We start from the raw sequence: 14450 nt of genomic DNA on the forward strand, positions 1-14450 counted from the left end.
AAGCCCGCTCCCACATTTGGATCTGTGTCGTGCACATCATTTGTGTTCACTGAACATCCAATGTAGGAGCTGCCGAAGGCTGCGATCTTTTGATCTTGCTTGTACCGAATCAGATCCAGGCCACTGCCAACAACCCCGCGCCCAACACCACGCACAGCGGCGAATACGCCCACGTATCCAGCCGGGCAAATCTCGAGCCCTTCTCCTGTTTGAAGAACCCCACCAAATTCGAATCGCCGATCGCCCGGGCGAACATCAGCAGCGCGATCGCGCTGATCACCCATTGCAGCGACCAATGATGCACCGCGGGCAGATACAGCCCGACCCGCAGGCACACCAGCATCGCGATCAGCAGCAAGCCCACCGCCACCAGTAACGTGGCAAAGCCTGACGGCTTGAAGGCCGGCCTCGATGCCTCACCGCCCTCCCCGGGCACGCGCGGCACCGCCGCCTCGCTGCCCCATTTGCCACCCGCCGCCCAATACAGGTGGACCAGGCTGATCAATAAAAAGATTGCAGCAATCCATTGCGCGACCAAAAGACTCATATTCAGGCATCCGGTGTGAAATGTTGCAGCAGAATGAACTTCCTTGCGCGTTTTTGTAAGGGTATTCGTCATCGGCGGTGGTAAAGTGCCGCCCCATGAAATTCGCCCGAACCGATCGCACATTGATAGCCTGGATGCTTTATTGCTGCGTCCTGTTCAACGTGCTCGCCTGCAGCATCGGTCACGGGCAAATGGTCGGGATGCAGCTCAATGGCATCGGCGGCCAGTTCTGTACGGCTGACCCTGCGGTTCAGGCACCGGTCTCCTCGAACACTTCCGAAGAGAAGCTGCCAACCCTGTCCAAGGCGTTTGCTTGCCCGCTGTGTTCCACCGGCGGCATGGGCCCGGCGCTCAACTCTAGCCTGACGCTGGCGATCCTGCCGCAGCAACACAGTCCGCCATTGGCGGTGATCGCCAACGCTGACCTCCCTGCCCGCTTCATCTGGCCGTCGGCCAACCCTCGCGCCCCGCCTTTCGCCTGAGTTTCTTTGCCTTTTTCCGATCAGCCCACCGCGCCAACGCGTGGCGTTCGCCTGTGCGCTGTTTCCTAGCCAAGAATTCAGGATTCATCGATGAAACGCATTCCTTTGCTGGCCAGCCTGTTCGGCTGTCTGTCCGTTAACGCCTGGGCGCAATCCACCGTCGACCTCGCGCCGATCACCATCAACGGTGAACAAGAAGCTCAACCAGGCTTGAGCCTGGACCAATCCAGCGGCACGGCTTCGCGGCTCGGCCTGAGCGTGCGCGAAACCCCGGCCTCGGTGGCCATCGCCAATCGCAACGATATCGAACGCCACGGCGCGCAGAACTTCCAGGACGCCGCCAATACCCTGCCCGGGGTGAATGCCAGCGCACCGCCCGGCTTCGGCGGTTTTGTCTCCTATCGTGGTTTTACCAGCAGCCAGATCACTCAGATGTTCAACGGCATCAATGTGTCCGGTGGGCTGGCGCGGCCGGTGGATGCCTGGATTTATGATCGAGTGGAACTGCTGGGCGGCCCATCGTCGCTGGTCAATGGCGCCGGCTCCGTCGGCGGCTCGTTGAATTACGTAACCAAACTGGCCACCCGCGAGGAGCAAGCCGTCGAAGGTCGGGTCAGCTACGGCAGCTACGACACCACCGAGACTGCATTCGGCCTCAATCACGCCTTGAGCGAGGCGGGAGCAGATGTGCAGCATTACGCGCGACTCGATATCAGCCACAACACCAGCAACGGCTACATCGACCGCCAGGCGCGTGATGCCTGGAGTGTGGCGTTTTCGCTGCTCAGCGACCTGACGCCAAACCTGTCCCACACCCTGGCCCTGGAATATCAGGACGAGCACGAAGACAGCCCCTACTGGGGCACGCCGGTGCTCAACCCCAAAGCCGGCGAGTTGAAAATCGACAAGCACAACCGCTTCAACAACTACAACGTCGAGGACGGTCGCTACGAACAACGGACGATCTGGGCTCGCTCGATCATCGACTACCGGATCAACGACAGCACCACCCTGAGCAATACCCTTTACCACCTCGACAGCCAGCGCGATTACCGCAACCTGGAAACCTACCAGTACACCGCCGACAACCGCGCGGTGAACCGCTCCACCGCCTATCAGGTGCGGCATCAGGGTGAACAGAACGGCAACCGGCTCGAGCTGCGCCACGACAACACCCTGCTGGGTCTGGACACCACCTGGTCCGGCGGTTTCGAGTACAAGGTCAACCAGACCACCAACTCGCCGCTGAACGTCAAGGGCGCCAGCACCGTCGACCCGAACAACTTTCAGCCGGGGCACTTTTACGACATTCCGGGCACCAAACCTGGCTTTATCAGCGACAAGACCAACGAAGTCACCACCAAAGCCTTGTTCGTCGAAAACCGTCTGGCGCTGACCGACAAGCTGTCGTTACTGACAGGCCTGCGTTATGACGACATCGAGCTGGACGTGACCAACCACCGCACCGTAACTGCCAGCAACCCACGGCATCTCAAGCGCAACTGGGAACCGGTGACCGGCCGGGTCGGCCTGACCTACCAGTTCATTCCGACAGCCAATGTCTACGTGCAATACAGCACCGCCGCCGAGCAGCCCAATGGCACCCAGGACTTTGACGTGTCCACCGGCAAGCAATGGGAGGTCGGCAGCAAGTTCGATTACCTGGACGGTCGCGGCTCGGCGACGGTGGCGGCTTACACCATTGAGCGCAAGGATTTCGCGGTGGTTGATCCGCTGGACTCGACCAAGAACATTCCGGTCGGTCAGCAGACGTCCAACGGCATCGAACTGGCCAGTTCCTTCAGAATCACAGAGAAACTGCTGGCCGAGGGCAACTTCGCCTGGGTCAATGCGCAGTACGACGAGTTCACCGAGAAGAATGCCGCGGGTGTGGTGGTGTCCCGCAAGGGCAATACACCGACCAACGTGCCGGACCGGGTCGGCAATCTGTGGCTGACCTATGACTTTGCGCCGCAATGGCAAGGAGGCGTCGATGCGCGTTATGTGGCGTCGGTGTTTGCCGACAGTGCGAACACCATGACTGTGCCGTCGTACACGCTCTACGGCACGTTCCTCAGCTACAAGGTCGACCGGTACACCAGCGTCACTGGCCGGGTGCGCAACCTGAGCAACGAGGTGTATGCCGAATTCGCCCATGTGTCGCCGGCGTATTACCTCGGTACGCCGCGCACGTTTGAATTGGCGGTGCAGACCAGGTTTTAAAAGCATCGCGAGCAGGCTCGCTCCCACACTTGATCGCATCCCCCTGTGGGAGCGAGCCTGCTCGCGATAGCGGCACAAGGCACACCACAGCATGCCAAGCCATCCGCTTATTTCAATTCAGCAGAAACTTTGTCCGCCACATCCTTCGGCACCCAGGCCCGCCACACGTCCGGGTGGGCCTTCATGAACGCCTCCGCCGCTTGACGTGGCGGGGTGTGTTTTTCGCTCATGTCAGCCAAGGCCATGTTCAACGCTTCGATCGGTAAATCGACCTTGGTGAAGAACTCGGCAATCTGCGGGTACTGTTTCTGAAATGGCGTGGACACGCCGATGGACAGCTTCGAGGGCAGCGAGCGAGTCGGTTTCGGATTGGGGTTGTCGGCGTCGGTCAGGGTTTTCCAGGCTTCGGCGTCGAACGGTGGCTCTTGCAACTGAATCAGCTTGAAACGACCGAGCAACGGTGTCGGCGACCAGTAATAGAACAGGACCGGCTTGCCGCGACGAATCGACGAACTGATCTCGGCGTCCAGCGCCGCTCCCGAACCACTGCGAAAGTTCACGTAGCTGTCGTCCAGCCCATACGCCTTGAGCTTCTGCTTGTTGACCACTTCCGACGTCCAGCCGATCGGGCTGTTGAGAAAACGCCCCTTGCCCGGGGTTTCCGGATCTTTGAACACGTCCTTGTAGCGCGGCAGATCGCTGACACTGCGCAGGCCCGGCGCCAACGGCTTGATGCCCTTGGCCGGGTCGCCCTTGATCACATACTCCGGCACCCACCAGCCCTCGGTAGCACCTTTGACCGTATCGCCCAGGGCCATGACTTTGCCCTCGGCCTCAGCCTTGACCCAGACCGGACTGCGACCGGCCCACTCCTCGCCAATGACCTGAATGTCATTGTTGGCCAGCGCGGTCTCCAGGGTAATGGTCGTCCCCGGCAAGGTGTCGGTCGGCAAGCCATAGCCCTTCTCGACGATGATCCGCAGGATATCGGTAATCAGGCTGCCGCTTTCCCAGTTCAGGTCGGCGAAATGGATTGGCGCCTGGGCAGCGAACACCGGAGCGGGCGAAGCCAACAAACTGAACGTGGCCAGGGTAGCGGCCAATAACCGTCGAAATCCCCTCATGCTTTTGCACCTCGTGCTGTTCACAGCAATAGCAGGATGGCCTGACAAAGAAGACCGCAAGCCTCTGGATACTCAGTCAATTGACTGTAGTAGAGGTTCCTGCTTTCGAGGGGACTGGATTACTTTTCGCAAGGTTCCTGCAAGCGCGCAAGCTCTCTTCTGACCATGCTGGCGTACGCCGCCGGACGCAACAGGTAGATCTGTGAGGCCACCCAATTCAGCCAGCCCCCCTGCAGAACGGCCTTTTGAGCCAACAGGCGCTGCGCCTCGGCGTGGGCACTGGCCTGGTTCTGTTCGTGGAAGTCGGCGCGGGTCAGGGTCATTACTCGCTGGCCTTGAAAGTCACCAGTTCGCCCTTGCGCCACTTCGCGGCCTTGGCGGTCACGGCTTTCAGGGTTTTGGTCAGGCCTTCCTGCAATTGTTGATGGGCCGCAAACACCATCACCACGCTATGACCTTCCTTGAACACAATGCCGTGGCCGTCTGCGGTGGTCACGAACGCGTAATCCCCCAGCCCGTACACCGTCAGTTTGATTTCGCGGAACTTGATGTCCAGCTTGCCGCCTTCGCGACTGGGCAATACGGAAGCGCTGAAATGATCGCCGACCTTGAGTTTAAGCCCTGGTTTGTCATCCACCACCAGCGCTGCTTCGGTGTCGAGCTCGGCAATGTAAATGCCTTCCGCGTTCTGTTCGGTGATGTAAACGAAACGTGACTGAAACTGTTTAACCAGCTTTGCGCGCAAATCACCCAGTACGAACAAAGCATGCATATCGAGATTACTTACTGCCAAGGAAACATCCCCACATCTGAAAATGACGCCGTACGCGGGAAACGCGCACAGCAGAAAAAAGCGGCAATGCCGAGGTGTAGCCAAATGACCCGGGTCGAATCCTGGAATGAGCAGAGGGCCCATTCATCGTGAGGTTTGAGAAGATTACTGGAACATCCCTCACGTCGTCTTGCCTGGCGGTCGTCAGATGTTGAAGGAAAACGCCCTTCTGACGGCCAGATAAAACCGGATTACTAACTTTAGGGAAAATTCTCTCTAAAAAAAGCACTTTTCCGACATATCGCCAGTAAAAAATTGCTTTAGATGGGCATCAATCGCCAACCATCAATGGCGATTCTAGAGCAGCCATGCTCACCGAGACTACCCATAACACCGTACACACGTCGGTAAAACCACGAAAAGGACTTCATATGTGCACACTGACTCACTTTGCCCAGCCTCACGCCCGACACACAAATGGTTCGTCATCTCTGCATTCGATGGTGTTCCACGAGCAGGATTTCCTGCCTGCAGAGCGTCTGCTCCCACGTTTTCAGGTGGTATTGGCCGGCAACGCCTTTTTCCACATCAGGGAAATATCCACCGGACGTGTAAGAGGTTTCCGCGGCAATCATAACGATGCCTGCGCCCTTGCCCGTTTACTCGAGGCACGCAGTTGAGGCACCTGCAGCGCTCACTTCTATAGACGTTTCGTCACACCGGTGACTTAACTCAGCCGCCGGCAGGCAACTACTGCCATACTGCCCGACCAATGAAACCCGCCCCCAGGGCGGACGGCGTTCAACACAACAACTATTTCCAAGGGAAGACTGCTACGTGACGGAATTTGATATCGGTGAATTTTTTATCCGGGGCGAAGCCAGAGAGGTCGAAGGCGAATTCCAGGCAGTCATTATCATGCGCGCCAAGCCGCCGTTGACCACTGTGACGTCTCATCAGGTCGAAAAGGATCGCTGGTTCAAGACCGCGGATGTCGCGGCCGTTGCCGCCCAGGATGCCGCCAAGGCGCTGAAGCTTGCCGTCGATGAAGGTGCATTGAAAGCCTGATCACCGGATTTGCAGTCTATGCTCATCCCTGCTTTTGAATATCGCTATCGAACTCCTGAAGCGCGGTTCTCTCAGATGCCTCTCAGCTGCAATGAAGCCGCACCTCGGATCTCGCACTCGACGCGACGAATTATCTGCAAGGAGATGAAGATGGACTCACCCACACATGATTTGAAAGGCCTGTTCGACCAGCTCGGTCTGGACTCCAGCGAAAAGGCCATCGACGATTTCATTGCCCGTCATTCACCCTTGCCCGTTGACAAGAAACTCATCGACGCCGAGTTCTGGACCCCGCAGCAAGCCGGCTTCCTCAAGGAACAACTGCGTGAAGACGCCGATTGGGCGCATGTGGTCGACGACCTGAACCTGCGCATGCACCAGATCCACTAGCCTGGGTTCAATGCAGGCTGTCGGGCATTTCGGCACTCAATTGCGCCAACCAGGCAGCCCTGCACTCTTCAGCCTCATTGCGACTGGAGAACGCCGTCCCCCGGCGCTCACCGTTGAGCAGCACGACCCAACAGACGCTCTGCCCCATCGCACGCAAACTGGCGGGCACACCGCTGCCAATCATGACCGCGACATCGACTTTACTGTGCATGCTGCCCTCTCGAATTTCATTAGCGACCTAACTATGTAGGCATGTTAATGAGTTCATCCGCGAGGAAACAGCAACGGCCCTGCACAGCTTCGTTGCAGAACCGGTAACAATGGCCGGGACTCTCAGCGAGGACTTTGCGGTTTGTAACCCAGGCGCAAACCACCCCAATGCCGCCCCTTGAGCATGATCGGCACCGAAAGGTCGTGCATCAGTTCACCGGTGTCGCGGGTATAGGTCTGCAACAGCAAGGCCTGTTGATGGCTGCCACAGCGGATCCCGGTGCGGTCGGCGAATTTGCGCTTGGTGCGGTTTTGCAGGGTATCGACCTGCACATCACCGGTCAGCGGCTGGCTGAACACGGTGTTATGGGTCGGCACATAACCCTGCTGCGTGCAGGCGATGGCGAACACCAGGCCTTCATGGCGCGGCAGCAACGGTTCCTGAATCGCCGGCAATACCTGATCGGTGTAGCGGTCGAAACGGGTCTGGTATTTGGCCGGGCTGGTGTTGGGGATCGTCTGGTAACTGCGATCAAACAGGTCATCGAGGCTGATCCGGCCCTGATCGATATCCGCTTCAAAGCGTGCAGCAATCTGACTCGCCCCTTCGCGGGCCAGGTCATAAATCCGCTGGTGATAGTCATCCAGCCCGACTTCGGCCAGGCGTTCGCTGATGGTTTCGGCCTGCCCTTCCATCTGCACCGCAGCCTGGGCGAGCCGCTGGGTCTGCTGGTCGCTGATCGCCAGATCACTGCGCATCTGTTCGATGGCGTGGAACAGACTGTCGAGTTGTTCGCGGTTGGTGTCTGCGCCCTGAGCGATTTCCCCAACCTGCCTTTCGACCCCGGCGGCCAGGCGCGCGATGTTTTCCAGGTGCTGCCCGGTGTGCTCGACTTGAGCAACACCGGTATTCAGATCGCTCGCCAGTTGACGAATCTGTTCCACCACTTGCGCGGTGCGCTGCTGAATGTCGGCGACCATCTCCCCGACTTCACCGGTCGCCGTCGCCGTGCGCGCGGCCAGCCCCCGCACCTCATCGGCCACCACCGCAAAGCCGCGACCGTGCTCGCCGGCCCGCGCCGCTTCAATGGCCGCGTTCAGCGCCAACAAATTGGTCTGGCTGGCGATGGACTGAATCACCAGCGTGACCCGCTGGATATCGTCGCTGCGCAGGCTCAGCGCTTCGATCAGCTCGCGACTGCTGCTGGCACGCTCACTGAGTTGATGCATGCGCGCAATCGACTCGACCAGCTCCGTACGCCCTGCCGCGCTGCTCTGATGGGCTTCGCTGGCTGCGCTCAAGGCTTCCCGACTAAGCGTCGACGTAGCGTGTTCGGTGGTAATCATCACTTCGGCGCTGCTGACAATCTGCGCCGCGGCGTTGAGCTGCGATTGCAGCTTGTCTGCCAGTTGCTTGACCGAATAGGCCACGCCGGCGGCCGACAAGGCGTTATGACTGGTGGTGTAGGAGAGATCGCGAGTCAACCCGGCGATGGCGCTGGTGCCGTCCGAAGGGGTTGCGTCAGGGAAAGTGCGCGAGCGCAGGCGCGGCAGCCAGATAATCAGCACGGCCAATGGCAGGCCAAGGTAAAGCGACCAGCCAGCCAATGCCATGCCGCACAGCAATAGCATCAGGGCGATGCTTTGCAGGGTCGGCGTCAGCCAAAGGTTTTTCGGCAAAAGTGCTGGTGCAGGCATTGCCCCAACCAGAGATCCGTCCCTCGTCATCTTCGTCACCCCACGCGTCTTCTAGTTGTTGTGATCGCATTAAACGCCACTACAAAGCCATTATCTATGGTCCGTTAGTAGTGGGGGGTTGAAGCAGATCAATAGAAGTGGTGGGATTTTTCGCAGACGTCGAAAAGCAAAGATCGCAGCCTTCGGCAGCTCCTACAGGTTTATGCGAACCCATGTAGGAGCTGCCGAAGGCTGCGATCTTTTCAAGGCAACCCACATTCAATGGGTTGCCTCATTGAATCAGGCCTGACGCTGGTGCTTGTCGATCTGCTCGTGACGCTCTTGAGCTTCGATGCAGTACTTGGTGGTCGGGCTGATCAGCAGGCGTTTCAGGCCGATGGCCTCGCCGCTGTCGTCGCACCAGCCAAAGCTGTCTTCCTTGATGCGTTCCAGGGCCTGTTCCAACTGAGGCAGCATGCGCTGGTCGCGATCGATCGCGTTCACCAGCCAGGTGCGCTCTTCTTCGACGGAAGCCGCGTCAGCCGGATCGGCCGGGGTGTCCAGGCTCTCGATGGCGATGCGATTCTGCTCGATGCGCTCATGGGTTTCGACTTTCATGTTCTGCAACAGCTCAGAGAAAAAAGCATGTTGCTCGGCATTCATGTAGTCATCCGCCGGCATGGCCAGCAACTTGTCCTTTGTCATTGATATCTCTATAAAAAAACGTGCATTAAGGCGAATTAGGGAGCGATCCGTTGAACCTGAAGCGTTCATTGGAAAGGCGCCGTTTATTCCAAGCGCCACCCGGCACTCAATTTACGAGGGGCGGCAGTCTAAGGCCGACTTGAGGCCTCAGCAACTGAAAAGACAGCAAATCTGTCCGACAAAGCCCTGAAAGTGCGCTGCGGCTGGCTTTGAGGCGCTTATCGGAGTGCGTTTATAGCAAGAAATTCAGTCGAGCGGCTGTATATAGAAGACAAACGGCTGCGCCACGCGGGTCAGGCGTGGCGCATTTTCGCGTTTGGTCCGGCCTTCAGCGCTTGAGTTTGCGCTTGTTGCGGTATTGGTCGATGACCACCGCCACCACAATAATCAGCCCCTTGATGATGTCTTGAATATAAGCATCAACCCCGACAAAGGTAAAGCCGCTGGCCATGACCCCGAGGATCAACGCGCCGATCACGGTGCCGGTGATCCGCCCTACGCCACCGGCCAGGCTGGTGCCGCCGATGACCGCCGCGGCAATCGCGTCCAGTTCATAAGACATGCCCATCCCGGCCTGCCCGGTCGCGGCCCGTGCCGACGCCACCACCCCGGCCAGGCCTGCAAGCAATCCGGCGATGCTGTAGACGATCACCAGATGCCGCTTGACGTTGATCCCGGAGGTGCGCGCCGCCTGCATGTTGCCGCCGATGGCGTAGGTGTACTTGCCGTACTTGGTGTAGCGCAGGGCGATGTGAAAGATCACCGCCACCACCAGAAAGATGATCACCGGCATCGCGCCGTGTCCGATGGACGTGTAGGAATCCGAGAGCATGCTCACCGGCTGACCTTCGGTGTAGTAGCGCGCCAGGCCCCGGGCCGAGACCATCATGCCGAGGGTGGCAATGAACGGCGGAATCCCGGTGATCGCAATGATGCTGCCGTTGATCGCGCCTGCCAGCAATCCCACCCCGAGCCCGACGATCACTGGAATCCACACCGGCAAGTCAGTCAGGGACGGAAACACCGCCCGGGCAAAGTCCGAGGTCTGGGCCAGGCTGGCGGCAATCATCGCCGACAGCGCCAGCACCGAACCGGAGGACAGGTCGATACCGGTGGTGATGATGACCTGGGTCACCCCGATCGCCAGCAGGCCGATGATCGACACTTGCAGGATCATCAGCACCAGGCGCTGAGAGTTCATCAGGAAGCTCTGGTCCCGCACGATCCAGCCGAACATTTCGAAGACCAGGCCGATGCCGATCAGCACCAGGAAGATACTCAACTCGGTCGGAAAGCGCCGGCGACTCTTGACCGGTACCGCTGCAGGCTTGTTTTCCAGTATCGCATTCATAACCACTCACCCTTCAAATGAAATCCATGTGGCGAGGGAGCTTGCTTGTGGCGAGGGAGCTTGCTCCCGTTGGACTGCACAGCAGTCCCATTCTTTCAGGGCCGCTTCGCAGCCCAGCGGGAGCAAGCTCCCTCGCCACACAATCCCCTTTCACCCTTGAACTGTGTTCACCCTTGATTCAATGACACTGGGACATGCCCGAGGCCAGTTGCATCACCCGTTCCTGGGTCGCTTCGCTGCGGTCGAGAGTGCCCATCAGGTCGCCCTCGTGCATGACCATGACCCGGTCGCTCATGCCCAGTACTTCCGGCAGTTCCGAGGAAATCATGATCACCGCCATGCCTTCGCTGGCGAGGTAGGAAATAAGCCGGTAGATCTCGGCCTTGGCACCGACATCGATACCCCGGGTCGGCTCGTCGAGAATCAGGATGCGCGGGTTGGTCATCAGCCAGCGCGCCAACAAGGCCTTCTGCTGATTACCGCCGGACAGCGTGTCGATGCATTGCTCCAGCGACGGGGTTTTCACCCGCAGCTTCTTGCACATGTCTTCACATAACGCGCGCAAGGCTTTCTGCTGGATGAAGCCGTTGCCGACGTAATGGGGCAAGACTGCCATTTCCATGTTTTCCAGCACCGACAGGCACGGGAACAGGCCGCTGAGCTTGCGATCTTCGGTCAACAGCGCGAAGCCCTTCTCGATCGCCATGTGCGGATCGCTGATGCGCACCACCTCACCGTCGAGGCGGATTTCGCCACCGTCACTTGGGGTGATGCCGAAAATCGCCTCGGCGACATTGGTCCGCCCCGACCCCATCAACCCGGCGATGCCAAGGATCTCGCCGGCATGCAGGTCGAAGGAGACGTCCTTGAAAATGCCGTCCAGCTTGAGGTCGCGTACCGACAGCAACAGATCGCCGATCGGCTTCTCGCGCACCGGGAACAACTGGCTCAGCTCGCGACCAACCATCATCGAAATCAGGCTGTCGCCGTCCATGCTGTCGGCCCGCTGCAAGCCGATGTAGGCGCCGTCACGGAACACCGCCACTTCATCGGCGATGCTGAACACTTCGTTCATTTTGTGGGTGATGTAGATGATGCCTTTGCCCTGGCTCTTGAGGTCGGCAATGATCGAGAACAGATGGGCGACTTCCTTATCGGTGATGGCCGAGGTCGGCTCGTCCATGATCAGGACGTCGGAGTCATAGGACACAGCCTTGGCGATCTCGACCATCTGCCGTTCGGCGATGCTCAGGTTGCCCACCTGCTCTTCCGGGTCGAGGTTGATCCGCAGACGTTCCAGCAGTTTGGCGGTGCAACGGTGCATCTCGCGATGGTCGATCATGTGCAGACCGTTGAGCTGTTCGCGACCGATCCAGATGTTCTCGGCGATGCTCATGTGCGGCATCAGGTTGAGTTCCTGGTGGATCATCGCGATCCCGGCCTGGAGCGCAGCCAGTGGTGTTTCAAAGACCACCGGCTTGCCCCGCAGGCGCAACTCGCCGGCGTCCGGCTGGTAGATGCCGGCAATGATTTTCATCAGGGTGGATTTGCCGGCGCCGTTCTCGCCCATCAGCGCCAGCACGGAACCGGGACGTACCCGCAGCTGTACGTCGGACAAGGCCACCACACCGGGAAACCCCTTGCTGACGTTGATGATCTCCAGCAGGTACGGCTCATCGACAGGTGTTGCAGTTGGCTGGACACCCATTAACGGGATGCTCGAAGCAGTCGCTGAAGCGAACATGATCAGGTACTCCATCAGCAAGGTCGCGTTGCAACCTTGCGTGCTTATTGTTGTTATCGAACGGACGGACTATTTGAAGGTGTCGACGTTTTGCAGCGTGATCAGGCGATACGGCACCCACACGGCCGGCTCGACCGGTTCGTTTTTGGCCATTTTCACCGCCGTGTCGATCGAACCGTCCGCCTGACCCTTGGCGTCCTGGAACACCGAGACCAGCAGCGAGCCCTTCTTCACCGCGTTCAAACCGTCGGGCGTACCGTCGACACCGGCGATCAGCACACTGCCTTTGGCGACGCCAGCCTGTTGCAGGGCCATTGCCGCGCCAATCGCCATCTCGTCGTTGTTGGAGACCACCGCGTCGAATTTGCGGCCCTGGGTCAGCCAGTCGTTGACCAGGGTCATGCCCTTGTCCCGCGACCAGATGCCGGACTGCTCTTGCTCGATCTTGATGTTCGGGTACTTGGTCAGCACCTCTTTGACGCCCTTGGTGCGGTTGGTGGTGGAGTTGTTGGCCAAATCACCGAGCAGAATCACGATGTCGCCCTTGCCGCCCATTTTTTCGGCCAGGTACTGCATCTGCATCTGGCCGGCCTCCAGATCGTTGGAGGCGACAGTGACCACGCCTTTGGGCAGGTTCAGGTCATCGGGACGACGATTGACGTACACCAGCGGAATACCGGCCTTGACCGCTGCTTCAGTGATTTTTTTGGTGGCGGCGGTATCCACCGGGTTGACCACAATGGCGTCGACCTTCTGGCTGATGAAGCTTTCTACCTGGCTCAACTGCCTGACCACGTCGCTGCGGGCGTCTTCGAACTGCAGCTTGACGCCATCGGGATAGGACTTGGCCTTGGTGTCCATGGATTCGCGCAGGTAGGTCAGCCAGGTGTCATCGAACTGCGACATGCTGACGCCGATCTTCATGTCAGCGAGTGCGGCGCCGCTGGCGAACATCAGGGACAAGGCCAGCGAGGCGAAACGGATCTTGGTCTTCATGAAAAGTCTTTCTCCACATTCTTGTTGGTTTTATGGATAAGGCGTGACGATTTCAGTGAACGGGCAAGCGGACAATCGGTGCACCCGGAATACAGCAGACCAGGGCGCCGTTGCGTTCGACGCAAAGCAAGTGAAAGAAGGAATGAAACGAGACGCGAGGCAGGTCGCGAGAGAGGTGTAGCGCGGAACGTAAAGCATGCAAAGCAGAGTTGAAGGTTTTCATCGACGGTACCTGGCTTTTGTTTCTTGTTTTTGGTGCGTCCTTCACTCGTTCAAGGCCTGCTTGAGCGTGATCGGACGTTGATAGTCGGCAACCTGGAAATGACTTTATTGGAAAATAATTTCTATATCAACTCATTTTAGAATTTTATTCTGATTTTATTCCATGACTCTCGAACGGGCTCAGTGCCACCACTTGATGGCGCTCGAAGCTGAGCCGCGCAGCGTCTAGCACGCGGGTGGTCGCCAGTGCATCACGGGCGTCGACCGGCAGTGGGCCACCGCTCTGTAACGCGGTTTGTAGCTGCAAATAGAACTGATTCCAGCAGCCACGCTCGGACGGCACCCGCTCACGCACCTCGCCCTGCTCGAACCAGCCCCAGCGCCGGTGTTCTTCGACGCCCCAGCGCTCGCCTTCGGATTTCGGTGTGAGCCCGGCGAGCGTCGACGCCTCTTGCCCGTCCAGACCGTCGACGCTGTAGCAGCCCTGGGTGCCGGTCACGCGAAAGCGCGGGCCGGGGGTGTTTTGCAGGCAACTGCCGCCCAGGTGCGAGATCACGCCACTGGCATGGGTCAGGGACATAAAGAAGCCGTTGTCGAAGGGCTGGCCTTTTTCGAGGTAATCCAGTTCGGCGTACACACGGGTGACGGGGCCGAACAACAAGAGCGCCTGATCCACCAGATGACTGCCCAGATCGCGCAGAAAACCGCCGCCGCTGCCGTTGTTCACCGACTGTGGCGAATAGCGCTCGATCCGCGATTCGAAACGGGTGACCCGACCCAGCGCACCGGACTCGATGAGTTTGCGCACGGTGAGAAAGTCCGAGTCCCAGCGCCGGTTCTGGTAGACGCTCAGTTGCACGCCCTGACGCTCGGCCATGGTGATCAGGGTTTGCGCTTGTTGCGCATCAGCAGCGAACGGCTTGTCGCTGACCACCGCCA

Annotated in this window: 16 protein-coding genes; 5 read left to right on the top strand and 11 right to left on the bottom strand. The window is 59.0% G+C overall.

Translation table 11 applies throughout. The features are described 5' to 3' along the window. Nucleotides 1-109 precede the first annotated feature (109 nt). On the bottom strand, nucleotides 110-547 hold the full coding sequence (locus PMI36_RS26945; protein ID WP_008067691.1) for a DUF3995 domain-containing protein: 438 nt from the start codon (nucleotides 545-547) through the stop codon (nucleotides 110-112). Nucleotides 548-642: 95 nt separating this feature from the next. Between PMI36_RS26945 and PMI36_RS26940 the strand changes: the two genes are divergently transcribed. Both PMI36_RS26940 and PMI36_RS26935 read left to right on the top strand, forming a co-directional pair. Continuing rightward, on the top strand, nucleotides 643-1029 hold the full coding sequence (locus PMI36_RS26940) for a DUF2946 domain-containing protein (protein WP_008067692.1): 387 nt from the start codon (nucleotides 643-645) through the stop codon (nucleotides 1027-1029). Between the two features lie 90 nt (nucleotides 1030-1119). Next, entirely contained in the window at nucleotides 1120-3252 is a 2133-nt protein-coding gene (locus PMI36_RS26935) for a TonB-dependent receptor (protein ID WP_008067693.1), read from the top strand. Between the two features lie 107 nt (nucleotides 3253-3359). Here the strand turns inward: PMI36_RS26935 and PMI36_RS26930 are convergent, their stop codons facing one another. The 3 genes from PMI36_RS26930 to PMI36_RS26920 form a co-directional block, all read right to left on the bottom strand. Then, the gene (locus PMI36_RS26930) at nucleotides 3360-4376 is read right to left on the bottom strand and encodes an ABC transporter substrate-binding protein (RefSeq protein ID WP_008067695.1); all 1017 of its coding nucleotides are present in this window, start codon (nucleotides 4374-4376) and stop codon (nucleotides 3360-3362) included. Between the two features lie 119 nt (nucleotides 4377-4495). After that, nucleotides 4496-4699: a hypothetical protein gene (locus tag PMI36_RS26925; protein ID WP_008012114.1), complete on the bottom strand. Its 204-nt coding sequence runs from the start codon at nucleotides 4697-4699 to the stop codon at nucleotides 4496-4498. Beyond that, nucleotides 4699-5169 (bottom strand): hypothetical protein, encoded by a 471-nt coding sequence (locus PMI36_RS26920; RefSeq protein WP_008067697.1) that lies wholly within the window; start codon nucleotides 5167-5169, stop codon nucleotides 4699-4701. The genes PMI36_RS26925 and PMI36_RS26920 overlap by 1 nt, the downstream gene beginning before the upstream one ends. A 410-nt stretch (nucleotides 5170-5579) precedes the next feature. Here PMI36_RS26920 and PMI36_RS30190 point away from each other — a divergent pair, with 410 nt between their 5' ends. The 3 genes from PMI36_RS30190 to PMI36_RS26910 all read left to right on the top strand — a co-directional run bounded on the left by PMI36_RS30190 (nucleotide 5580) and on the right by PMI36_RS26910 (nucleotide 6606). Beyond that, nucleotides 5580-5828, top strand: coding sequence for a hypothetical protein (locus tag PMI36_RS30190; RefSeq protein ID WP_008067699.1), 249 nt, complete (start codon nucleotides 5580-5582; stop codon nucleotides 5826-5828). A gap of 157 nt (nucleotides 5829-5985) precedes the next feature. After that, on the top strand, nucleotides 5986-6216 hold the full coding sequence (locus PMI36_RS26915; protein WP_008067701.1) for a hypothetical protein: 231 nt from the start codon (nucleotides 5986-5988) through the stop codon (nucleotides 6214-6216). Nucleotides 6217-6366: 150 nt separating this feature from the next. Then, complete coding sequence (locus PMI36_RS26910) at nucleotides 6367-6606, top strand: DUF2789 domain-containing protein (protein WP_008067702.1); 240 nt, start codon at nucleotides 6367-6369, stop codon at nucleotides 6604-6606. 7 nt (nucleotides 6607-6613) lie between these two features. Here PMI36_RS26910 and PMI36_RS26905 read toward each other — a convergent pair whose 3' ends face one another. The 7 genes from PMI36_RS26905 to PMI36_RS26875 all read right to left on the bottom strand — a co-directional run. Further along, the gene (locus tag PMI36_RS26905; protein WP_008067703.1) at nucleotides 6614-6817 is read right to left on the bottom strand and encodes a hypothetical protein; all 204 of its coding nucleotides are present in this window, start codon (nucleotides 6815-6817) and stop codon (nucleotides 6614-6616) included. Between the two features lie 122 nt (nucleotides 6818-6939). Beyond that, entirely contained in the window at nucleotides 6940-8544 is a 1605-nt protein-coding gene (locus PMI36_RS26900) for a methyl-accepting chemotaxis protein (protein ID WP_032830079.1), read from the bottom strand. A gap of 249 nt (nucleotides 8545-8793) precedes the next feature. Beyond that, nucleotides 8794-9198, bottom strand: a complete 405-nt coding sequence (locus PMI36_RS26895) for a TraR/DksA family transcriptional regulator (RefSeq protein ID WP_007907888.1) — start codon at nucleotides 9196-9198, stop codon at nucleotides 8794-8796. A gap of 328 nt (nucleotides 9199-9526) precedes the next feature. After that, a complete protein-coding gene (locus PMI36_RS26890) occupies nucleotides 9527-10549 on the bottom strand; it encodes an ABC transporter permease (RefSeq protein WP_008067706.1) in 1023 nt (340 codons plus the stop codon). A 178-nt stretch (nucleotides 10550-10727) separates the two neighbouring features. Beyond that, nucleotides 10728-12293: a sugar ABC transporter ATP-binding protein gene (locus PMI36_RS26885; RefSeq protein ID WP_008067707.1), complete on the bottom strand. Its 1566-nt coding sequence runs from the start codon at nucleotides 12291-12293 to the stop codon at nucleotides 10728-10730. A 69-nt stretch (nucleotides 12294-12362) separates the two neighbouring features. After that, nucleotides 12363-13289, bottom strand: a complete 927-nt coding sequence (locus PMI36_RS26880) for a sugar ABC transporter substrate-binding protein (RefSeq protein WP_007907891.1) — start codon at nucleotides 13287-13289, stop codon at nucleotides 12363-12365. Nucleotides 13290-13656: 367 nt separating this feature from the next. Beyond that, nucleotides 13657-14450: Gfo/Idh/MocA family protein (locus PMI36_RS26875; protein ID WP_008067717.1), on the bottom strand; the 794-nt coding region annotated here is incomplete at its 5' end.

The sequence above is a fragment of the Pseudomonas sp. GM79 genome (assembly GCF_000282495.1).
Lineage (GTDB): Bacteria > Pseudomonadota > Gammaproteobacteria > Pseudomonadales > Pseudomonadaceae > Aquipseudomonas.